The sequence below is a fragment of the Cellulosimicrobium sp. So1_17 genome (genome assembly GCF_055181235.1).
In genome coordinates, this window is sequence record NZ_CM143702.1 from 1,510,495 (window position 1) to 1,531,722 (window position 21,228).

Consider the following 21,228-nt stretch of genomic DNA (forward strand, 5'->3'; position numbering starts at 1 on the left):
CGGTGTCGGCGGGTTCGGGGTGCGATGGACGTGCTCATCCCTTCACCGCCCCCTGCGTCAGACCGGAGACGATCTGGCGCTGGAAGAGGACGACGAGCACGACGACGGGGATCGTCACGACGACGGCCGCGGCGGAGATCGCCCCGGTCGGCTCCTCGAAGTACGAGGCCCCGGTGAAGAACGCGAGCGCGGCCGGGACCGGCCGGGCGGCGCTCGTGGAGGTGAGCGAGATCCCGTAGACGAAGTCGTTCCACGCGATGAAGAAGGCGATGAGCGCCGTGGTGAAGACGCCGGGTGCCGCGAGCGGCACGATCGCCTTGCGGAACGCCTGCCACGGGGTCGCGCCGTCGACCTGGGCCGCCTGCTCCAGCTCCCACGGGATCTGGCGGAAGAAGGCGGTCAGCGTCCAGATGGAGATCGGGAGCGTGAGCGACAGGTACGGGATGATGAGCCCGAGCCAGGTGTCGTACAGGCCGATGTTGCGCCACAGGTTGAACAGCGGCGTGACGATCGCGACGACGGGGAAGATCGAGACCCCGAGCGCCGTCGTGAGGATGAGCCGCTTGCCCGGGAAGTCGAGGCGCGCGATCGCGTAGGCGCACAGCGTCGCGAGGACGACGGCGATCACCGTCGCGATGAGCGAGATGCCGATCGAGTTCCGCAGCGCGGACAGGAACAGCTCCTGCGCGGAGCCGCCCGACGCGAGGATCTGCTCGTAGTTCTCGCTGCTCCACTGCGGCGGCAGGAACGTCCCGGAGTTGATGTCGGACGACGACTTGAAGCTCGTCATGAAGATCGACACGATCGGGAACAGCGCCCCGACGAGGACCACGACGGAGATGACGGCCCACCAGACCTTCGCCCGGGTGCTCAGCACGCTACCCATCACTTCTCCCCTCTCGCGCCGGCCAGGTCGACCTTGAAGAGCTTGATCGCCACGAAGCAGATGAGCACGACGCACAGGAACAGCAGGACGGAGATGGCCGAGCCCATGCCGATCTGCAGCTGCCCGATCGCCGTGCGGTAGGTGAGCAGGGAGAGCACCTCGGTCCCGTTCGCGCCGTTCGTCATGATGAAGACGTTGTCGAAGATGCGGAACGCGTCGAGCGCGCGGAACAGCACGGCGACCATGATCGCCGCCTTCATGTTCGGCACGATGACGCGCGTGAACCGCTGCCACGCGGTGGCGCCGTCGACCTTGGCGGCCTCCTCGAGGTCGCCGGGCACCTGGGCCAGGCCGGCGAGGAGCAGCAGCGAGATGAACGGCGTCGTCTTCCAGACCTCGGACGCGATGATGACGAACAGGCTCGTGCCCTGCTGCGCGAACCAGTTGAGGTCGGGGCCGACGCCCGGCACCCAGTCGAACCAGTGGTTGACGTAGCCGGACGTGATGTCGAACGCGTAGAACCACGCGAACGCCGAGACGACCGTGATGATGCCGTACGGCACGAGGATCGCCGTGCGCAGCAGTCCGCGCAGGCGCCGGATCGCGCGGTGCATGACGAGCGCGAGCGCGAACCCGAGGACCAGCTCGACGGCCACCGTCACCACGGTGATGAAGAGCGTCACGCCGAGGTCACGCCACCAGACCGAGTCGGTGAGGATCACGACGTAGTTGTTGATCCCCACGAACGACCGGTCGTCTGGCGCGGTGAGCTTGTAGTTGAAGAGCGAGTCGTAGACGGCCTGGAGGATCGGGTAGAGCGTCACGGCGAGCATGACGACGAACGCGGGGCCGGCCAGGAGCCAGCCGAGTCGCGCCTCCGACCGGGCGCGGTCGCTCCGCGCCGCCTTCGCCCGGCGGTCCCGGCCCGACCCGTCGTCGCCGTCGTCGATCTCGACGTCCTTCGCACTTCCCGGGATCGTGGTGCTCACAGCAGTCGCTCCCCTCGCAGGACGGCGGTGATGAACTCGGTGGACTCCTGCGGCGTCGTCTCGGGGTCGACGTCGGCCGGCGCGTACCAGGTCTGCTGCAGACCCGTCGAGACCTCGTTGTAGAACGGGGTCTGCGGCCGGGGGGCCGCCTGGTCGAGGGAGTCCCGGATCACGTCGTACATCGGGAAGGCCTCCTGCACGTCCGGGTCCTCGTAGGCCTCGATGCTGGCCGCGGGGTTGCCGTTCGTGACGAAGTACTCCGCCTGGTTCTCGGGGCTGACGATGCACTCCGTCGCCTGGTAGGCGAGGTCGGTGTGCGCGCCGAACGCCCCGACGCCGAGGCTGATCCCGCCGTAGGGCGGTCGGGCGTCCTCCCCCTCGATCGTCTGCGGGTACAGCGCCCAGCCGATGTCGTCGAGGAGCCCCTGGTCGAGCGACCCGGCCTCGACGGCGCCCTGCGTGGACGACCAGACGAACGGCCAGTTGACCATGAACGACCCCCGGTCCCCCTGGAAGAGGGTCAGCGACGCCGGCTCGTCCTCGCTCGGCAGTCCCGGGCCGCCGACGCCCGACGTCCCGATGTCGCCGATGATGCGGGCCGCCTCGGTCCCCGCCTCCGACTCGAGCCCGAGCTGGATATCCTCGGGCGGGGCCTCCGGGTTCTCGAGGATCTCGCCGCCGGCTCCGGCGACGAGCGCGTTGATCCAGACCGTGAGCGACTCGGCCTTGGCGCCCTGCACGGCGAGCAGCGCGTCCTGGTCCTGCGCCGCCTCGATGATCTGGTCCCACGTGACCGGCCCGCTCATGTCCAGCCCGGCGGCCTCCGCGACCGACTTGCGGTACCAGAGCAGCTGGGTGTTCGCCCAGAACGGGACCGCGACGAGCTCGTCCTTCCACGTCGACGCGTCGATCGCGCCCTGCACCACGTCCTGCGTCGTCGCGTCGGCGACGTCGTCGGGGACGGGGGCGAGGAAGTCGGCCTCGGCGAACTCGGCGATGAACACCGGGTCGAGGCTCATGAGGTCGATCGAGGAGTCCTTCGCCGCGAGGCGACGCGCGAGCTGCTCGCGCTGCGCGGCGGCGTCGCGCGGGAGCAGCTCCGTCTCGATCCGGTACGCGCCGTCGGCCGCCTCGGTGCACGACGCCGCGATCTCCGCCTGGCCCCCGGCGTCCGGGTTGATGTACCACGTGAGGACCGGTGTCCCCTCGTCGCCCGGTCCGCACGCCGCGAGCGGTGCGAGCACCGCCAGGGCGGCGAGGGCGGCGAGCGGTCGGGTGCGTCGGCGCACGTCGGGCTCCCTTCGTCGCGAGGTCGAGATGTGGTGCGGCTCCTCTCCCCATGGCTACACCCCAGCCCCGCGGTTCGCCACGTGAACACCTCCGGCCAGCGTCGTCGCCATCGGTCATCATGGGCGCATGAGCACCCCCGTGGACCAGCGACTCCTCACCCCCGCCGAGGCGTGGGCGACGCTGCGGGCCGGCAACGACCGGTTCGTCGCCGACGCGCCGTTGCACCCCTCCCAGGGCGCGGACCGACGCCGGGAGACGTCGGCGGCGCAGCACCCCCACACCGTCCTGTTCGGGTGCTCCGACTCGCGCGTCGCCGCGGAGATCGTCTTCGACCAGGGCCTCGGCGACATGTTCGTCGTGCGGACGGCGGGCCACGTCGTGGACACCACGGTGCTCGGCTCGATCGAGTACGGCGTCGACGTCCTGTCCGCGCCGCTCGTGGTGGTCCTCGGGCACGACTCGTGCGGCGCCGTGGCCGCCGCCGTGAACACGCTCACGACGGGCGCGCAGGCCGACGGGTTCGTCCGCGCCGTCGTCGACCGGGTCATCCCGTCGATCGCCAAGATCACGAGCGCGGGCGGCGGCTCGCTCGAGAGCATCGACCCCGACGTCCTGCGCCGCGAGCACGTGCGCAACACGGTCGACATGCTGCACTCGTACTCGGCCGGTCTCGCCGCGGCGGTCGCCGAGGGCCGCTGTGCGATCGTCGGCGTGGAGTACGACTTCACCGAGGGTCGCGCGCGCCTGGTCGACGTCGTGGGCGACGTGGGCGAGCAGCCCCACGTCGGCGCCTGACCGGCCGTCGGCGCGTCCTCGCCGCACGGGACGGGAACGCGTGACGTCGCTCACCCGGCCTGCCGACAGCCCGTCGCGGTGCGGCAGGATGGTCCCATGACTGCATCCCCCGAGGCACCCGGCGCCGTCGCCGGCGACGCCGCGACCGCGTACCGCATCGAGCACGACACGATGGGCGAGGTGCGCGTCCCCGCGCGCGCCCTCTACCGCGCGCAGACCCAGCGCGCCGTGGAGAACTTCCCCATCTCCGGCACCCCGCTCGAGCGGGGGCACATCGAGGCCCTCGCCCGCGTCAAGAAGGCCGCCGCACGCGCGAACGCCGAGCTCGGCGTCCTGGACGAGGACGTCGCCGCCGCGATCGTCGCCGCCGCCGACGAGGTGGCCTCCGGCGCCCACGACGAGCACTTCCCCGTCGACGTCTTCCAGACCGGCTCCGGGACGTCGTCGAACATGAACACCAACGAGGTGCTCGCGACGCTCGCGACGCGCTCGCTCGGCCGCGACGTCCACCCGAACGACCACGTCAACGCTTCGCAGTCGTCCAACGACGTCTTCCCGACGTCGGTGCACGTCGCCGCGACCGCCGGCGTGGTCCGTGACCTCGTGCCCGCGCTCGAGCACCTCGCGGGCGAGCTCGGGGCGAAGGCCACCGAGTTCGCGACGGTCGTCAAGTCGGGCCGCACGCACCTCATGGACGCGACCCCCGTGACGCTGGGCCAGGAGTTCGGCGGGTACGCGGCCGCGATCCGCTACGGGATCGAGCGGCTCCAGGCCGCGCTCCCCCGGGCCGCGGAGGTCCCGCTCGGCGGCACCGCGGTCGGCACGGGCATCAACACCCCGGCCGGGTTCCCGCAGCGCGTCATCGCCCTGCTCGTCGAGGACACCGGCCTGCCGCTCACCGAGGCGCGCGACCACTTCGAGGCGCAGTCCGCACGCGACGGCCTCGTCGAGCTGTCGGGCGCGCTGCGCACGATCGCCGTGTCCCTCACGAAGATCTGCAACGACCTACGCTGGATGGGCTCCGGCCCGAACACGGGCCTCGGCGAGATCTTCATCCCCGACCTGCAGCCGGGCAGCTCGATCATGCCGGGCAAGGTCAACCCCGTGGTCCCCGAGGCCGTGCTCATGGTCGCGGCGCGCGTGATCGGCAACGACGCGACCGTCGCGTGGGCCGGGGCGTCGGGCAGCTTCGAGCTCAACGTGCAGATCCCCGTCATCGCGCAGGGCGTGCTCGAGTCGGTGCGCCTCCTCGCGAACGCGTCCCGGGTCCTCGCGGACCGGACCGTCGCAGGCATCACCGCCAACGTCGAGAAGGCGCGCGCGTTCGCCGAGTCGTCGCCGTCCATCGTCACGCCGCTCAACCGCGTCATCGGGTACGAGGCCGCGGCGAAGGTCGCGAAGCACTCCGTCAAGGAGGGCCTGACGGTACGCCAGGCCGTCGTCGACCTCGGCTTCGTCGAGCGCGGCGAGGTCACCGAGGCGCAGCTCGACGAGGCGCTGGACGTGCTGTCGATGACGCGTCCGCCGCAGGGCTGAGGTTCGTCGCACGCTCTCTTGCTCACCCTGGTAGCCCGGGTGGGGTGGGGGCGCCGGTCTACCATCCGCGGGCTCGTTCCTCGCCCGCTCCCGCCAGACCCGCCACGACCGGCGCCCCCACCCCACCCCGGCCTTCTGTCACGTCACCATGGGTCGGTACGCAGACCGCCTGGACACCGTCCGATGGTGGTCGCGTTCTCCTGGTGCCTCACCGCCCGGCGCAGGTCTCTTCGGGCCGGGCGGCGTGCTCAGCCGAGGTGGGCGGGCTGGTGGTTGCCCGACGGGAGGAGGCGATCCTTCGGGCCGCGGACCAGGGCGAACGCCACGACGGCACCGAGCGCCATGGTGACGGCCGCTGCGGTGAAGACGGCCGAGTAGCCGTCGACGAGGTCGGCCGGGGTCGCGCCCGTCGCAGGCAGGGCGGCGGCGTAGATCGTCGTGAAGACGGACAGGCCGATCGAGCCGCCGATCTGCATCGCCGCGTTGACGGTCGCGCTCGCGGCACCGGCGTCGTGCGGGGCGACGCCCGCGAGGGCGACGTTCTGGAGCGGGACGAGGACGAGCGCGAGCCCGACGCCGAGCACGAGCTGCGACGGCAGGATCTCCGCGGCGTACGAGCCGTCGACCGTGACCCTGCTGAGCAGGAGCAGCCCTGCCGCGGCGACGAGCGGGCCCGCGATCATGAGCGGTCGCGGGCCGACGCGGGGCAGCAGGACCGTGGTGACGACCGGCGCGAGGACCAGGATGACGAGCGTCATCGGCACGGAGCCCAGGCCCGCGCGCAGCGGCGGGAGGCCCATGACGACCTGCAGGTGGAACGACAGGTAGAGCAGGGCGCCGATCATGAGCGTGCCGACGATCGCCTGGAGGAGGAACGCACCGGCGCGGACCGGGTCGCGCACGATCCGCAGCGGCAGGAGCGGCTGGTCCACGCGCGACTCGACGACGACGAAGGCGGCGAGCAGCGCGACCCCGAGGACGAGGAACGCGACGGTCGCGGGCGACGTCCAGGAGTGCTCGGCCAGCGTGAGCCCGTAGACGAGGGCGCCGAGGCCGAGGACGACGAGGACGGTGCCCACGACGTCGTAGCGGTTGTCGCCGTCCGCGCGGCTCTCGCGGACGAGCAGCGCTGCCGCGACGAGGCCGGCGACCGTGACCGGCACGTTGACCCACAGGCACCAGCGCCAGTCGGCGAGCTCGGTGAGGAGCCCGCCGAGCACGAGACCGACGGCGGCACCGACGCCCGCGACCGACCCGAAGACCGCGAACGCGGTGTTGCGCTCCTTCCCGCTCGGGAACGAGACGGTGAGCAGCGCGAGCGCCGCCGGCGCGAGGAGCGCGGCGAACGCGCCCTGGAGACCGCGGGTCGCGATGAGGGCGACGCCGGTCGGCGCGAAGCCCGCGAGCAGCGACGCGACGCCGAACCCGGCCATGCCGAGCAGGAACGTGCGCTTGCGACCCCAGTAGTCGGCGATCCGGCCGCCGAGCAGGAGCAGCGCACCGAACGCGAGCGCGTACGCGGTGACGACCCACTGCCTCTGCGCGTCGCTCAGGCCGAGCTCGGCCTGCGCCTGCGGCAGCGCGATGCTCACGATCGTGCCGTCGAGCACGACGAGGAGCTGGGTGAGGGCGAGGACGACGAGGACCCACCACCGCCGCGCGTCGCGCGGAGCGGGCGAGGTGGGTGCGGCAGCCGTCGTGAGGGCAGCGGGCGGGGCAGGGCGTGAGGGCATGTGCGACCTTCGTGCGCGGAGGGAGATCATGGGGTTTCCAGCCCGGACCGGTCTCGCCCAGCGCACTGCGCGGGGACCCGGCCGCTCCAACCGCGGGGTCGGACAGACCCGCCACCTTAACGCACCGTCGCCCCCGCCGACCGGCGGATCCGCCGAGGTGACCGACGCCACGCACGGCGTCCGTGCCGTCAGTGCTCCGCCGTGTCGAGCCGCCGCAGGACCGTGGCGAGCAGCGCCCCGAGGGTGGCGCGGTCGTCGTCGGACAGCCCGGTGAGGGCGCGTTCCTCGAGAGCGAGCTGACGGGGGAAGACCTCGTCGACGAGCGCACGGCCTGACGCGGTGAGCTCGACGACGACCCCTCGGCGGTCGCGCTCGAGCACCGTGCGCGCGACGAGCCCGGCGCGCTCGAGGCGGTCGAGCCGCTTGGTGATCGACGCGCCGGGGGCACCGGTCATCGTCGTGACCTCGCCCGCACGCAGGGGTCGGCCCGTGCGGCGGAGCGCCGCGAGCACGTCCAGCTCCGGGCGCGAGACCTCGCGCTCGACGAGCGCGGCGTCCACCTGGGCGTCCAGCAGCCCGGCGATGCGGCGCAGGCGGGCGGTCACGTCGGCGACCGAGGTGTCGACCCCCGGCAGCTGGTCGGCCCACTGCGCACGCACGCGTTCGACGTAGTCCACGAGGACCAGGATAGGGCGCGGCTCACAGTACTTCACCAGTGAAACATCTAGAAAATGACGATACGCTCGTGCCCGATGCCGCTCTCCCTCGCTCCCGTCCGCGCGACCGCGCGCACCGTGCTCGATCCGTCCCTCCTCGCCGAGGCGGTCCGCGTGACACCAGCGAGCTCGACGGTCGCCGCGGCGCTGCGGTGCGGCGTGGCCGTCGCCCTCGCGCTCGCGCTGCCCGGCCTGCTCGGCCGGACCGACCTCGCCGCGTTCGCGTCGCTCGGGGCGCTGACCTCGCTCTACGGGCGGTACGACCCGTACCGGCGGCGCGCGTCACTGCTCGCCGGGGTCGGCGTCGTCCTGACCGCGAGCATCGCCGTCTTCGCCGCTCTCGCGGCGCTGGACGCCCCTGCGACGGTGCTGCTCCTGGGCGTCGCCGCCCTGGCCGCGGGCACGACGGCGCTCTGCCTCCTCCTGCAGACGGGCCCGCCAGGCGCGACGATCGTCGTCTTCGCCGCCGGGGCCGGTCTCGCGGGTGCTCCCGGGCTGGAGGACGTCGGCCCGCGCGCCGTCGCGGGCGCGCTCGGCGCGCTGATCGCCTTGACCGTCTGCATGGCCGGTGCCGTGGTCCGCCCCTCGGGCCCCGCTCGCCTCGCGGTGCGTCGCGCGCTCGACGCGACCCGCGCCGTCGTGGACCTGAGCGGTGGAGCGGGCGCCGCGGACCGCGCCTGCCTCGCCGTCGGCCGCGCGCGCGAGGTGCTCGCCGACGACCTGTCGTGGCGCCTCCCCCGGACCGGCGCCGTCGGGCTCTCGCGCGAGCTGGACCTCGTCGAGCGCGCGCTCGACGACGCCGGTGCGCCCCGCCCGGAGTCACCGGCACCGACCCGCCGCACGCTGCGCGCCCAGGTCCGCGCGAACCTCTCCGGCCGCTGGCGGCTCGCGACCCTCCGTGTCGCAGCGGCGGGCGTCGTCGCCGGCGGGGTCGCGTCGTTCGCCGGCCTCGGCCATGCCGCCTGGGCGACCATGGGATCGACCGCGGTGCTCCAGGGCGACTCGGCCCGGCACGCGGTCGTGCGCGCGGTCCAGCGCGGCGCGGGGACGGTCCTGGGAGCCCTGCTCGCCTGGCCGCTCCTCGCCGCCCACCTCGAGTTCTGGGCGACGGCCGCCGTCGTGGTCGTCCTGCAGACCGTCACCGAGGTCGTCGTCGGCCGCCACTACGGGCTCGCGATGCTCACGATCACGCCGATGGCGCTGCTCATGACGTCGCTCGCGCACCCCGCGGAGCCCGCCTCGCTCGCGCTCGACCGCGCCCTCGACACCGTGGTCGGCGCCGCCGTCGGCCTGCTCGCCGTGGTCCTCCTGCACGCCCGGCCGACGGCATCGGACCCCGGGAGCGACGACCCCGGTCCGACGGGGGAGGTCCCGGTCGCGGCCGGCTCCTCCCCCGCAGGACCGGGGCTCGCGCCCTCGGCCGTCAGACCTCGATCGACTCCAGCATCTCCGTCACGAGCGCAGCGACGGGCGACCGCTCGGAGCGCGTGAGCGTCACGTGCGCGAACAGCGGGTGCCCCTTGAGCGCCTCGATCACCGCGGCGACGCCGTCGTGCCGCCCGACGCGCAGGTTGTCCCGCTGCGCGACGTCGTGCGTGAGCACGACGCGCGACGACTGCCCGATGCGCGAGAGCACGGTCAGGAGCACGTTGCGCTCGAGCGACTGGGCCTCGTCGACGATGACGAACGCGTCGTGCAGGGACCGGCCGCGAATGTGCGTGAGCGGCAGGACCTCGAGCATGTCGCGGTCGATCACCTCGTCGAGGACCTGCGGGGAGACGAGAGCACCGAGGGTGTCGTACACCGCCTGCGCCCAGGGGTTCATCTTCTCGGCCTCGGAGCCGGGCAGGTACCCGAGCTCCTGGCCCCCCACGGCGTAGAGCGGCCGGAACACCATGACCTTGCGGTGCTGACGGCGCTCCATCACGGCCTCGAGACCGGCGCACAGCGCGAGCGCCGACTTGCCCGTCCCCGCGCGACCGCCGAGCGAGAGGATCCCGACGCTGTCGTCGAGGAGCAGGTCGATCGCGACCCGCTGCTCGGCGGACCGCCCGTGCAGCCCGAACAGGTCGCGGTCGCCGCGCACGAGCTGCACGTGCTTGTCGGCCGTGACCCTGCCGAGCGCCGACCCGCGCGGCGAGTGCACGACGAGACCTGTGTGGCAGTGCAGGGGGCCGGCCGCCTCGACGACCGCGGGGTCGAGGCTCGCGATCTCGACGGACTCGTGCTCCCACAGGGACGCGGTCTCCTCGTCGGTGAACGAGATCTCGCTCATCCCCGTCCAGCCGGAGTCCACGGCGAGCTCCGCGCGGTACTCCTCGGCGCGCAGCCCGACGGCCGACGCCTTGACGCGCATCGGCAGGTCCTTCGACACGACCGTCACGTCGTGACCCTCGGTCGCGAGGTTCGCCGCGACGGACAGGATGCGTGTGTCGTTGTCCCCCAGACGGAAGCCGGCAGGCAGCACCGTGGGATCCGTGTGGTTGAGCTCGACGCGCAACGTGCCGCCCACGTCGCCGACCGGGATCGGCGCGTCGAGGCGGCCGTGCTTCACCCGGAGCTCGTCGAGCATGCGCAACGCGCTGCGGGCGAAGTACCCGAGCTCCGCGTGGTGCCGCTTGGCCTCGAGCTCCGTGATGACGACGACCGGGAGGACGACGTCGTGCTCGGCGAACCGCCCGATGGCGCGCGGGTCGCTCAGGAGGACCGAGGTGTCGACGACGAACGTCCGGCGTCCGTCGTCGTCCGGGGCAGGACCGGGGGTGGGTGAGGTGTGGACCACGAGGGCTCCCCTCCGGCGCGCGAACGCCGTGCTCTTCCAGGGTGTGGCAGGCGACCGGCTTCCGGGCCGTGGGTGCGACGGCTCAGCAGTGCCGGTGCCGGCCCTCCTGAGCGGAGCATGAACCCCATCGGCTGGCCTCCCGGAGGACGGCGATGGTGCCGTCCGTCCCTCGCGAAACTACGCCCGTGTGATTCCGATCACCAGCCCTGCGCCCCCGTGTCGCCGAGGTTTAACCCGCCGTTCACGTCGAGCCCGCGGCCGTCAGTGCTCGACGTGCCGGCGCGGCATGGCGAGCGCGCACGCGAGGCCGACCACGAGCACCGCGGCCGTGACCGCGAGCGTCTGGCCGGCCGCCGTCGCGAAACCGGCGTGGAACGCGGTCGTGGCGGCCTCGCCGACCTGGCGCGCGACGTCGTCGGGCACGCCCGCCGGGAGGTCCGGCATGCCGGAGCCGCTCTCGAGCGACCCGCCCGCGCTCGCGAAGCCGTCGAGGAACGGCTGACGGACCGCCTCGGGCAGGGACGCCGCGGCGTCCTGCGCCGCGGCAGGGAGGGTCACGGCGAGTCGCGCGGTGAGGGTCGCGACGACCGCAGCCGATCCGATCACGCCGCCCACCTGGCGCGTCGTGTTGAACGCGCCCGCCCCGGCCCCGGCGGTGCGGCCGTCCAGGCCCGACGTCGCGAGGTTGGCGAGCGGCGAGAAGACGCACCCGGTCCCGATGCCGAACAGCGTCATCGGCGCGATGATCGCCGCGACCGACACCCCGGGCGCGACGACGGCCGCGAGCCACGCCACCGCCACGGCGAGGACGCCGAAGCCCGTCGCGACGACCCACTTCGCGGGCACGCGGTCCGAGAGGCGTCCCGCGAGCGGCGCGACGATCCCGGACACGAGCGAGCCGGGCAGGTTGATCAGCGCCGCGTGCAGCGGTGACAGGCCGAGGATCGACTGCAGGAAGATCGTGAGCGGGAAGAAGATCCCGATCATCGCGAACGACACGGACATGCCCGCGACGTTCGCGAGCGAGAAGGTGCGCGAGCGGAACAGCTTCAGCGGCAGAAGCGCCGCGTCGCCGAGCCGGTGCTGCCACCAGACGAACACGACGAGGACCGCGAGACCGAGCCCGATCATGCCCCACACGGTGACGAAGCCCGTGATGGTGCCCCAGTCGTACGTCTCGCCCTCCTGGAGACCGAACACGACGGCGAACAGCCCGACGACCGACAGCACGACGCCCAGGACGTCGAACGTGCGCTTGTTGGTCGCGAGCCGCGGCAGCCGCGTGAACCCGAGCCACAGCGCGACGACGCCCACCGGGACGTTGACGAAGAAGATCCACTCCCAGCCCCACGTCTCGACGAACACGCCGCCGAGCAGCGGGCCGGCGATCGTCGCGACGCCGGCGGTCGCGCCCCACAGGCCCATGGCCGCGCCGCGCTGGGTCGCCGGGAAGACGCGCGTGATCATCGCCATGGTCTGCGGCGTCATGAGGGCCGCGCCGACGCCCTGGACGACGCGCGCGGCGATGAGCATCCCGATCGACCCCGACAGCCCGCACCACGCCGAGGCGAGCGTGAAGACGACGAGCCCCGCGACGAACACGGGCTTGGGCCCGTACCGGTCGCCGAGGCGCCCGGCCAGGAGGAGGAGCACGGCGTACGAGAGCAGGTAGGCGCTGTTGACCCAGCCGACCGCGACGAGGCTCGCGTCGAGCTCGCGCTGGAGCGTCGGCACGGCGATGTTCACGATCGTCGTGTCGACCATGATCATGAAGAAGCCGAGGATCAGCGGCGGCAGGATGCTCCACGCGCTGCGGCCGTGCAGGTCCACGAGGGGCACGACACCGGTGCGGGGCGCGGGCGCCTCGACCGAGGTCGGGGCGGTGGCACGTTCGGACGGACCGGTTCCAGCGGGAGGAGTGGGCACAAGCGATCATAGGAGCGTCCCCGCGCGGTGGCGATGCGGCCGCCCCGGTAGCGTCGGGCGCATGGGCCTCCCCGACCTGCACGACCTCGACGCGACCTCGCTCGCGCGGGCGCTCCGGGTCGGCGACGTCTCGCCGACCGAGGTGCTCGCCGCCACCCTCGAGGCGGCCGAGCGGACGGGCGCGGCGCTCGGCGCCTTCGCGGTGCTGGCGCCCGGTCTCTCGAGCACGCAGGCCGAGGCGGCGGAGGCCGCGCTCGTCGCGGCGCGCCGTGACGGGACCGCCGACGTGCCGGGCGCGCTCCCCCCGTTCCTCGGCGTCCCGTGCCCGGTCAAGGACCTGACGATGGTCGCCGGGGTGCCGATGCGCGCCGGGTCCGGGGCGCTCGACCCGTTCCTGCCCGCGGCCGACGACGGCGTCGTGACGCTCCTGCGCGCCGCCGGCACCGTGCTCGTCGGCAAGACCTCGACGCCCGAGCTCGGCCTCCCCTGCTACACCGAGCCAGACACCGGCCCTCCGGCACGCACGCCGTGGGACCTCGCGCGGTCCGCCGGCGGGTCGAGCGGAGGCGCCGCCGCGGCCGTCGCGGGGCGCGTCGTGCCCGTCGCGCACGGCAGCGACGGCGGCGGTTCGCTGCGCATCCCCGCGAGCGCGTGCGGCCTGGTCGGCCTCAAGCCCTCGCGGGGCCGCGTGAGCCCGGGACCGTCCGGGGTCGACGGCGCCGGGCTCGCCACGCACGGCGTCCTCACCCGGTCCGTCCGGGACACGGCAGCCTTCCTCGACGTGCTCGCGCGGCCGTGGCCGGGCGACACGTTCACGGGTGGCGACGTCGCGCCGTCGGGCACCCGCTCGCGCGACCTCCTCACCGGAGCGGACGGCCCGCCGCGGTCGTTCGTCGCGGCGCTCGGCGCGACCGTCCCGCACGTCTCGCGAGGGGGACCCCTGCGGGTCGGGCTGCTCCTCGACCCCGTGATCGCCGCCGACGCCCCGGTGCACCCCGCGTGCGCGGCTGCGGCCCGGACCGTCGCGGCGCTCCTCGCGGACGCCGGCCACGAGGTCGTCGAGGTCGCTCCCCCGTTCCCGGCCGAGCGCTGGGACGCGTTCGCGGCCCTGTGGTCGGTCGGCGCGCTCCAGGCGCCCGTACCGACGGAACGCGAGCGCCTCCTCGTCCCGCTCACGCGCTGGCTGCGGGAGCGCGGACGCGCGGTCACCGGTCTCGAGCACGCGACGGCGCTCGCCGGGGTGCAGGCCCTCGCGCGCGAGGTCGCCGCGGCGTGGGCCGGCGTCGACGTCGTCGTGTCCCCGACGCTCGCCCAGCCGCCCGCGCTCGTCGGCACCCAGCGGCTCGACGACGACCCCGCCGCCGACTTCGCGGCGCAGACCGCGTTCACCCCGTGGACGAGCCTGTACAACCTCACCGGCCGACCGGCGATCTCGCTGCCGCTCGGCGAGGCGCGCGTCGAGGACGCCGACGGCACCGCGCGTACGGTCCCCGTCGGCGTGATGCTCGGCGCCGCCCACGGCGACGACGCGCTGCTGCTGTGCCTCGCCGCGCTGCTGGAGCAGGCGGCGCCCTGGTCCGACCGCCGTCCCCCGGAGGTGCCATGAGCTACGCCGCGCTGCTGTTCGCCGTGAACGTCGGCGGACGCAAGGTCCCGTCGACGCGGCTGCGCGCCCTGGCCGGCGAGCTCGGGTTCGCCGCGCCCCGCACGATCGTCAACAGCGGCAACCTCGTGGTGGCGGCCGGCGGCTCGGGCGCGAGGTCGGCCGCGGACGTGGCGCGCCTCGTCCACGACGGCGTGGTCGAGGAGTTCGGCGTCGACGCGACCGTCGTCGTGCTGACGACCGCGCAGCTCGAGCGGATCGTCGCCGACGTCCCCTGGCCGAAGGCCGCGCGCGAGGACCCGTCGCACGTGCTCGTGCTCGTCGGGGAGGAGCCGGTCGACGCCGCGGGGATCGCGCGGCTGGACCTGTCCACCGCGGGGCGCGAGAGCCTCGCCGTCGCGCACGGCGTGCTCTACGCGCGGTACCCCGACGGCATCGGCCGGTCGCCGCTCACGACGACCGTGCTGTCGCGCGCCGCGGGAACGCCCGTGACGGGCCGGAACTGGAACACCGTCACGCGGCTGCTCGAGCTGGCGCGAGAGGTCGACGGCGACGGGGCGACGACGCCGCCCACCTGACCCCGCTCGTCGTCCGCGGGCGCGCGGGCGCGGTGCCCGGCCGCCGCGTAGGATCGTCCCCGGTGTGCCGGGAAGTCTGGTCGGCGACGCGTTCAGCGACCCCTCGTGTCGCCCTCCCGCCACCGACCTCCCCAGGAGAACCATGACTGCTGCGTCCCCGTCCACCGCGCCCTCCTCGTCCGCACCAGGCCCGCTGCGCCGTTGGGCGAGCCGCGAGACGACGGGAGGCGCGCTGCTCATCGGCGCCGCCCTCGTCGCGCTCCTCTGGGCGAACTCCCCGTGGCGCGACGCGTACTTCACGCTGTCGAACGCCGTCCTCGGCCCCTCGGCCCCGCTGCACCTCGACCTCACGCTCGCGACGTGGGCGGCGGACGGGCTGCTCGCGGTCTTCTTCTTCGTCGTCGGGGTCGAGCTCAAGCAGGAGTTCGTCGCCGGGAGCCTGCGCAACCCGAAGCAGGCCGGGGTCCCGATGCTCGCCGCCGTCGGTGGCATGGCGGTCCCGGCCGCGATCTTCGTCGTCGTGCTGCTCGTCCTGGGCGACCCGAGCGCGCTGCACGGGTGGGCGATCCCGACCGCGACCGACATCGCGTTCGCCCTCGGCGTGCTCGCCGTCTTCGGGCGCGGGCTGCCCGTCGCGATCCGCACGTTCCTCCTCACGCTCGCGGTCGTCGACGACCTGCTCGCGATCGTCATCATCGCGATCTTCTACACCGAGGCCCTCGACTGGCTCTTCCTCGGCCTGTCGCTGGTCGCCGTCGCGCTGTACGCGGTGCTCGTCCGTGCCCGGCGCACGCACTGGTGGCTCCTGCTCCCCGTCGCGGCCGTCGCGTGGGCGTTCATGCACGAGTCGGGCGTCCACGCGACCATCGCCGGCGTCCTCCTCGGCTTCGCGGTCCCGGCGCTCGTCGTCCACGGCGAGAGCGAGTCGCGGACGCACCGCTTCGAGCGCACGGTCCGGCCGGTCTCCCAGGGCATCGCCCTCCCCCTCTTCGCGTTCTTCGCCGCGGGCGTGTCGATCGTCGGTGGCGAGACCCCGGTCTCCGAGGTCCTCGCCCAGCCCGTCGTGCTCGCCATCGTGCTCGGCCTCGTCCTCGGCAAGCTCATCGGCGTCCTCGGGGTCACCGCACTCGTCACGCGCTTCACCCCGCTGCGTCTCGCCGCCGGGATCGGGGTGCGCGACCTGTTGCCGGTCGGTCTCCTCGCGGGGATCGGCTTCACGGTCTCGCTCCTCATCGCCGAGCTGTCGTTCCCGGACGCCGAGCACACGGACGGCGCGAAGATCGCGATCCTCGGCGCCTCGACGATCGCCGCCGTGCTCGCCGCGTTCTCACTGCGCTGGGACGCGCGCAAGGCCCGCTCCGACGACATGAACCGCGACGACCTGCCCGACGAGGTCACCGACCTCATCGGCGACGAGAAGGACCGGCTCGAGCACTGACGCCCGGCGCGCGACGCGCGCCCGAGGGCACCGGTCGCCCGGACACCGCGCGGCGCGGGATGATCGACCCACGAGATCCCGCGCGGCACGGTCGCCGCGCGGCCGGTGCGCCGTCGTCCACCACCCCTCGGCGACGGCCGTGACGAGGAGGTCGCGCCATGAGCCTGACGAGCCCACCCGTTCCCCCGCCCGCTCCCGGGCTCCGCCGCCCGGACAGGCGACCGGGCCTGGACAAGGTCGTCGCGTCGGCCGCCGAGGCCGTGGCCGACGTGCCCGACGGCGCGTCGCTCGCCGTCGGCGGGTTCGGCCTGTGCGGCAACCCGGTCGCGCTCATCGAGGCGCTGCTCGCGCAGGGGACCCGCGACCTGTGGGTCGTGAGCAACAATTGCGGCGTCGACGACTGGGGTCTCGGACTGCTCCTGCGGGCCGGGCGGATCCGGCGGATGACGAGCTCGTACGTCGGCGAGAACAAGGAGTTCGAGCGTCAGTTCCTCTCCGGGGAGCTCGAGCTCGAGCTCACGCCGCAGGGCACCCTCGCGGAGAAGCTGCGCGCCGGCGGGTCCGGGATCGCAGGCTTCTGGACACGCACCGGCGTCGGCACGCAGGTCGCCGAGGGCGGCCTGCCCCAGCGGTACGACGGCGCGGGCGGGGTCGCCCGTGCGAGCTCGCCGAAGGAGGTGCGCGCGTTCGGCGTGGGCCCGCGCGGGCTGGACGGCACCTTCGCGGACGAGGCCGAGTTCGTCCTCGAGGAGGCGATCACCACCGACTTCGCGCTCGTCCACGCACAGCGCGGGGACCGGCACGGCAACCTCGCGTTCCACCGCTCGGCCCGCAACTTCTCCCCGCTCGCCGCGATGGCCGGGCGCGTGTGCGTCGCGCAGGTCGAGGAGCTCGTCGAGCCCGGCGAGATCGACCCCGACGCCGTCCACCTCCCCGGCGTGTTCGTGCACCGCGTGGTCGAGGTCGGGACCGACGCGCCCAAGCGCATCGAGCGACGCACGGTCCGGCCCGCTGCGGAGACCGGCCGGCCCGCGCCCGCGGCGTCGGGCACCGCTCCCGCCGTCCCCACGCCGAAGGAGGGCTGAGACGTGCCGCTCACGCGTGACGAGATGGCCGCGCGCGCAGCGCGCGAGCTGCAGGACGGCTGGTACGTCAACCTCGGGATCGGTCTGCCGACCCTCGTGCCCAACCATGTCCCCGCCGACAGGCACCTCGTGCTGCAGTCGGAGAACGGGATCCTCGGCGTGGGGCCCTACCCGACCGAGGACGCGGTCGACCCCGACCTCATCAACGCCGGGAAGGAGACCGTGACCGTCCTGCCCGGCGCGGCGTTCTTCGACTCCGCCCTGAGCTTCGGCATGATCCGCGGCGGCAAGATCGACGCCGCGATCCTCGGGGGCATGCAGGTCTCCGAGGGCGGCGACCTCGCCAACTGGATGATCCCCGGCAAGATGGTCAAGGGCCCTGGTGGCGCGATGGACCTCGTGCACGGCGCGGCCCGGGTGATCGTGCTCATGGAGCACGTCGCGCGCGACGGGTCGCCGAAGATCCTGCGGTCGTGCTCGCTCCCGCTGACCGGGCGGGGCGTCGTGCACCGGGTCATCACCGACCTCGCCGTCATCGACGTCACCCGGCACGGGCTCGTGCTGCGCGAGACCGCGCCCGGCGTGAGCGTCGACGAGGTGCGCTCGGCGACCGGGCCGGAGCTCACCGTCGGGCTCGACGACGCACCCCTCGCCGCGTCGTGACCGCGCGCGCCCGGGGTAGCGTGGGAGAGAGCGGCGCCACACCCCCGACGCCCGCGCAGACACCGCCGTCCGCACCCCTGGAGGTCCCGCAGTGAGCACCACCGGCTTCTCCCCCGACCACTCCCCCGACCGCGCCGAGGACGTCGTCGTGGTCGCCGCCGCGCGCACGCCCCAGGGGCGGCTCAAGGGCTCGCTCGCCGCGCTGAGCGCCGTGGATCTCGGCGCCGTGGCCGCGCGCGCCGCGGTCGAGCGCTCCGGGCTGGGCGCCGACGCGGTCGATGCCGTGGTCTTCGGGCAGGTGCTCCAGGCGGGCGCCGGCCAGAACCCGGCGCGCCAGACGGCGGCCGCCGCGGGCGTCGGCTGGGAGGTCCCTGCGGTGACCGTCAACAAGGTGTGCCTGTCCGGGCTCACGGCGGTGATCGACGGGACGCGGATGATCCGGTCGGGCGAGGCCGAGGTCGTGCTCGTCGGCGGCCAGGAGTCGATGACGAACGCGCCGCACCTGCTGCCGGGCGCGCGTGCCGGGTTCGCGTTCGGCGACGCGACGCTCGTCGACGCGGTCGCTCGCGACGGGCTCACCGACGCGTTCGACCGGGCGTCCATGGGTGTCTCCACCGAGCGGACCAACACGGGCGACGTGTTCGTCTCGCGCGAGGAGCAGGACGCCGTCGCCGCCGCGTCGCACCAGCGCGCCGCGGCCGCGGCGAAGGACGGCCTGTTCGACGCCGAGCTCGCGCCCGTGAGCGTGCCGCAGCGTCGCGGCGAGCCCGTCGAGGTCCGTGACGACGAGGGCGTGCGCCCCGACACGACGGCCGACGGCCTCGCCCGGCTGCGCCCCGCGTTCGACCCCGAGGGCACCATCACCGCCGGCAACGCGTCGCAGATCTCCGACGGCGCCGCAGCGCTGGTCCTCACCACGCGCGCCCGCGCCGAGGCGGCGGGGTCGACGGTGCTCGCGACGGTCCGCACGTGGGGCCAGGTGGCCGGGCCGGACACCTCGCTGCACTCCCAGCCCGCGCGGGCGATCCGCCAGGCGCTCGACCGCGCCGGCTGGGACGTCACCGACCTCGACCTCGTCGAGATCAACGAGGCGTTCGCGACGGTGGTCGCCGTCTCGACGCGCGTCCTCGGCGTCGACCCCGAGATCGTCAACGTGCACGGTGGCGGGATCTCGCTCGGGCACCCGATCGGCGCGTCCGGCGCGCGGCTCGCCGTCCACGCGGCGCACGAGCTCGCGCGGCGCGGGGGCGGCCGGGCCGCCGTCGGGCTGTGCGGCGGCGGCGGCCAGGGCGAGGCGCTGCTGCTCGAGGCGTAGCTCGTCCCGGGACCGGGAGCTCACGACCTCGCCGAGCTTCCCCGATGGGCCGGTCCCGGTTCGAGGGGACGACGCGGGACCGCTCCCCTACGCTCGCGGTTGTGCACGCCACCGTCGCGGAGATCCGCGTCCCCGAGCCCGTCGACGAGGCGCCGCGGCGGCGTGGGGCGTGGGGACGGTGGTTGCGGCGGTTCTCGGCGACCGGGCTGGTGCTCGCGCTCGTGTGGTTCTGCGTGTCGTTCACGCCGTCGCTCATCCCGCGCGCCTGGTACTACCAGGCGGTGATCTCGGGCGTGAGCGCGATCGGCGGGTACGGGCTCGGCGCGCTCGTCGAGTGGTTCGCGGTGAAGGTCGGGCTGCGGATCCGGTGGTCCGCACGCGCGAGCCGCGTCGCATGGTGGGTGCTCGCCGGGGCGGCGGGGGTGCTCGTGCCGCTCTCGCTCGTCCTCGGCGCGCGGCGGCAGATCGAGCTGAGGCACCTGTTCGGCATGTCCGAGGACGTCCCGGGCCGCGAGGTCGTGACGCTCCTCCTCGCGCTGCTCGTCGCGCTGCTCGTCCTCCAGACGGCGCGCGGGCTGCGCCGGCTCGCGCACTGGTTGAGCCTGCTCGTCGACAACGTCGTCCCCGTGCCCGTCGCGCGGTTCGCCAGCGGCGTGATCGTCGCGGTCGTCGTCGTGCTCGTCGTCAACGGCGTGATCTGGTCCGGGGTGCTCAGTGCCCTCAACGGGATCTTCGCGACGGCGAACGACGAGATCAGTCCCCGGCTCACCCCACCGGCCCGGTCCGAACGGTCCGGGTCCGAGGCCTCCCCCGAGACGTGGGAGTCACTCGGTGCGGAGGGCCGCAAGTTCGTCGTCTCCGGGCCGACCCTCGACGAGCTGCGCGCGTTCGCGCAGGCGGGCGACGTCGTCGACCCCGCGGACGTGCTCGAGCCCATCCACGCGTACGCGGGCCTCGACGCGGACGGCGACCTCGACGCGACGGCCGCCCGCGTCGTCGACGAGCTCGACCGGACGGACGCCTGGGACCGGTCCGTCCTCGTCGTCGTGACGACGACCGGCACCGGCTGGGTCGACCCGGCGATGACCGAGGCGCTCGAGCTCATGCACGGTGGTGACACCGCGATCGCGAGCATGCAGTACTCGTACCTGCCGAGCTGGATCAGCTTCGTCGGCGACCGGTCCACCCCGCCCGCCGCGGGCAAGGCGCTCTTCGAGGCCGTGTACGACCGGTGGTCCGAGCTGCCCGAGGACGACCGCCCCCGCCTGCTCGCGTCCGGCATCTCCCTCGGGTCGTTCGGCATGCAGGGCGCGTTCAGCGGCGTCCAGGACCTCGAGGCCCGCACCGACGGCGCGATGTTCACCGGGACGCCCGGGTTCACGCCGCTGTGGCGCGAGCTCACGGACGCGCGGGACCCCGGGTCGCTCGAGTACGCGCCCGTGCTCGACGGCGGTCGGCAGGTCCGCTGGGGCGACCCGGTCCGCACCGGGGTCGCGGACGTGTGGGGTCCAGGCCCTCGCTGGGAGGACCCGCGCGTCGTCTACCTGCAGCACGCGTCCGACGGCGTCACGTGGTGGTCGCCCGAGACGCTGTGGTCGGAGCCCGACTGGCTGCGCGAGCCCCGCGGCCCGGACGTGCTCGGCGACGTGCGGTGGTACCCGTTCGTCACGTTCTGGCAGCTCAAGGGCGACCTGTTCGTCGCGGCGGCCTCGGACATCCCGTCCGGCCACGGCCACGTCTACGAGCTGGAGTACGCCGACGGCTTCGCGGTCCTGCACGCGCCGGACGGCTGGACGGAGGCCGACACGACGCGGCTCAAGGCCGCGATGGACGCGCCGGTCCAGGGCGGCTCGATCGGCTGAGCCCGACGACGCCCGGACGTCCCGCAGCGGA

The 21,228-nt window shown here is 74.0% G+C and carries 17 protein-coding genes; 10 read left to right on the top strand and 7 right to left on the bottom strand.

Translation table 11 applies throughout. The features are described 5' to 3' along the window. Positions 1 to 34: 34 nt before the first annotated feature. The 3 genes from ACZCLJ_RS06760 to ACZCLJ_RS06770 are packed head-to-tail and all read right to left on the bottom strand — an operon-like array spanning position 35 to position 3,164. Entirely contained in the window at positions 35 to 886 is an 852-nt protein-coding gene (locus ACZCLJ_RS06760; protein ID WP_251153220.1) for a carbohydrate ABC transporter permease, read from the bottom strand. After that, a complete protein-coding gene (locus ACZCLJ_RS06765; RefSeq protein WP_251153355.1) occupies positions 886 to 1,836 on the bottom strand; it encodes a carbohydrate ABC transporter permease in 951 nt (316 codons plus the stop codon). The genes ACZCLJ_RS06760 and ACZCLJ_RS06765 overlap by 1 nt, the downstream gene beginning before the upstream one ends. A 35-nt stretch (positions 1,837 to 1,871) precedes the next feature. Beyond that, positions 1,872 to 3,164, bottom strand: coding sequence for an extracellular solute-binding protein (locus ACZCLJ_RS06770; RefSeq protein WP_251153219.1), 1,293 nt, complete (start codon positions 3,162 to 3,164; stop codon positions 1,872 to 1,874). Positions 3,165 to 3,291: 127 nt separating this feature from the next. On the opposite strand from ACZCLJ_RS06770, the gene ACZCLJ_RS06775 reads away from it, so the two are divergent. Further along, complete coding sequence (locus ACZCLJ_RS06775; protein WP_463105892.1) at positions 3,292 to 3,960, top strand: carbonic anhydrase; 669 nt, start codon at positions 3,292 to 3,294, stop codon at positions 3,958 to 3,960. A gap of 96 nt (positions 3,961 to 4,056) precedes the next feature. Beyond that, positions 4,057 to 5,496, top strand: a complete 1,440-nt coding sequence (locus ACZCLJ_RS06780; RefSeq protein ID WP_463105893.1) for a class II fumarate hydratase — start codon at positions 4,057 to 4,059, stop codon at positions 5,494 to 5,496. Between the two features lie 248 nt (positions 5,497 to 5,744). Here the strand turns inward: ACZCLJ_RS06780 and ACZCLJ_RS06785 are convergent, their stop codons facing one another. Next, complete coding sequence (locus tag ACZCLJ_RS06785; protein WP_463105894.1) at positions 5,745 to 7,229, bottom strand: MFS transporter; 1,485 nt, start codon at positions 7,227 to 7,229, stop codon at positions 5,745 to 5,747. A 188-nt stretch (positions 7,230 to 7,417) separates the two neighbouring features. Then, positions 7,418 to 7,906: a MarR family winged helix-turn-helix transcriptional regulator gene (locus ACZCLJ_RS06790; RefSeq protein WP_463105895.1), complete on the bottom strand. Its 489-nt coding sequence runs from the start codon at positions 7,904 to 7,906 to the stop codon at positions 7,418 to 7,420. A 75-nt stretch (positions 7,907 to 7,981) separates the two neighbouring features. On the opposite strand from ACZCLJ_RS06790, the gene ACZCLJ_RS06795 reads away from it, so the two are divergent. Then, positions 7,982 to 9,436, top strand: coding sequence for an FUSC family protein (locus ACZCLJ_RS06795; protein WP_463105896.1), 1,455 nt, complete (start codon positions 7,982 to 7,984; stop codon positions 9,434 to 9,436). Here ACZCLJ_RS06795 and ACZCLJ_RS06800 read toward each other — a convergent pair. Further along, positions 9,369 to 10,727: a PhoH family protein gene (locus ACZCLJ_RS06800; protein WP_251153213.1), complete on the bottom strand. Its 1,359-nt coding sequence runs from the start codon at positions 10,725 to 10,727 to the stop codon at positions 9,369 to 9,371. The genes ACZCLJ_RS06795 and ACZCLJ_RS06800 overlap by 68 nt on opposite strands. A gap of 261 nt (positions 10,728 to 10,988) precedes the next feature. Beyond that, positions 10,989 to 12,566, bottom strand: coding sequence for a DHA2 family efflux MFS transporter permease subunit (locus ACZCLJ_RS06805; protein WP_463105897.1), 1,578 nt, complete (start codon positions 12,564 to 12,566; stop codon positions 10,989 to 10,991). Between the two features lie 148 nt (positions 12,567 to 12,714). Between ACZCLJ_RS06805 and ACZCLJ_RS06810 the strand changes: the two genes are divergently transcribed. The 7 genes from ACZCLJ_RS06810 to ACZCLJ_RS06840 all read left to right on the top strand — a co-directional run bounded on the left by ACZCLJ_RS06810 (position 12,715) and on the right by ACZCLJ_RS06840 (position 21,197). Then, positions 12,715 to 14,259 (top strand): amidase, encoded by a 1,545-nt coding sequence (locus ACZCLJ_RS06810; RefSeq protein ID WP_463105898.1) that lies wholly within the window; start codon positions 12,715 to 12,717, stop codon positions 14,257 to 14,259. Beyond that, complete coding sequence (locus ACZCLJ_RS06815; protein WP_463105899.1) at positions 14,256 to 14,834, top strand: DUF1697 domain-containing protein; 579 nt, start codon at positions 14,256 to 14,258, stop codon at positions 14,832 to 14,834. Before ACZCLJ_RS06810 ends, ACZCLJ_RS06815 begins: the two co-directional genes overlap by 4 nt. Positions 14,835 to 14,976: 142 nt before the next feature. Beyond that, a complete protein-coding gene (nhaA, locus tag ACZCLJ_RS06820) occupies positions 14,977 to 16,272 on the top strand; it encodes a Na+/H+ antiporter NhaA (protein ID WP_463105900.1) in 1,296 nt (431 codons plus the stop codon). A 158-nt stretch (positions 16,273 to 16,430) separates the two neighbouring features. Next, positions 16,431 to 17,357, top strand: a complete 927-nt coding sequence (locus ACZCLJ_RS06825; RefSeq protein WP_463105901.1) for a CoA transferase subunit A — start codon at positions 16,431 to 16,433, stop codon at positions 17,355 to 17,357. Positions 17,358 to 17,360: 3 nt separating this feature from the next. Next, on the top strand, positions 17,361 to 18,020 hold the full coding sequence (locus tag ACZCLJ_RS06830; protein ID WP_463105902.1) for a CoA transferase subunit B: 660 nt from the start codon (positions 17,361 to 17,363) through the stop codon (positions 18,018 to 18,020). Between the two features lie 91 nt (positions 18,021 to 18,111). Beyond that, positions 18,112 to 19,335 carry an acetyl-CoA C-acyltransferase gene (locus ACZCLJ_RS06835; RefSeq protein ID WP_463105903.1) on the top strand — a complete coding sequence of 408 codons (1,224 nt, stop codon included), beginning with the start codon at positions 18,112 to 18,114 and terminating at the stop codon, positions 19,333 to 19,335. A 101-nt stretch (positions 19,336 to 19,436) separates the two neighbouring features. Continuing rightward, the gene (locus ACZCLJ_RS06840) at positions 19,437 to 21,197 is read left to right on the top strand and encodes an alpha/beta hydrolase (RefSeq protein ID WP_463105904.1); all 1,761 of its coding nucleotides are present in this window, start codon (positions 19,437 to 19,439) and stop codon (positions 21,195 to 21,197) included. Positions 21,198 to 21,228 lie beyond the last annotated feature (31 nt).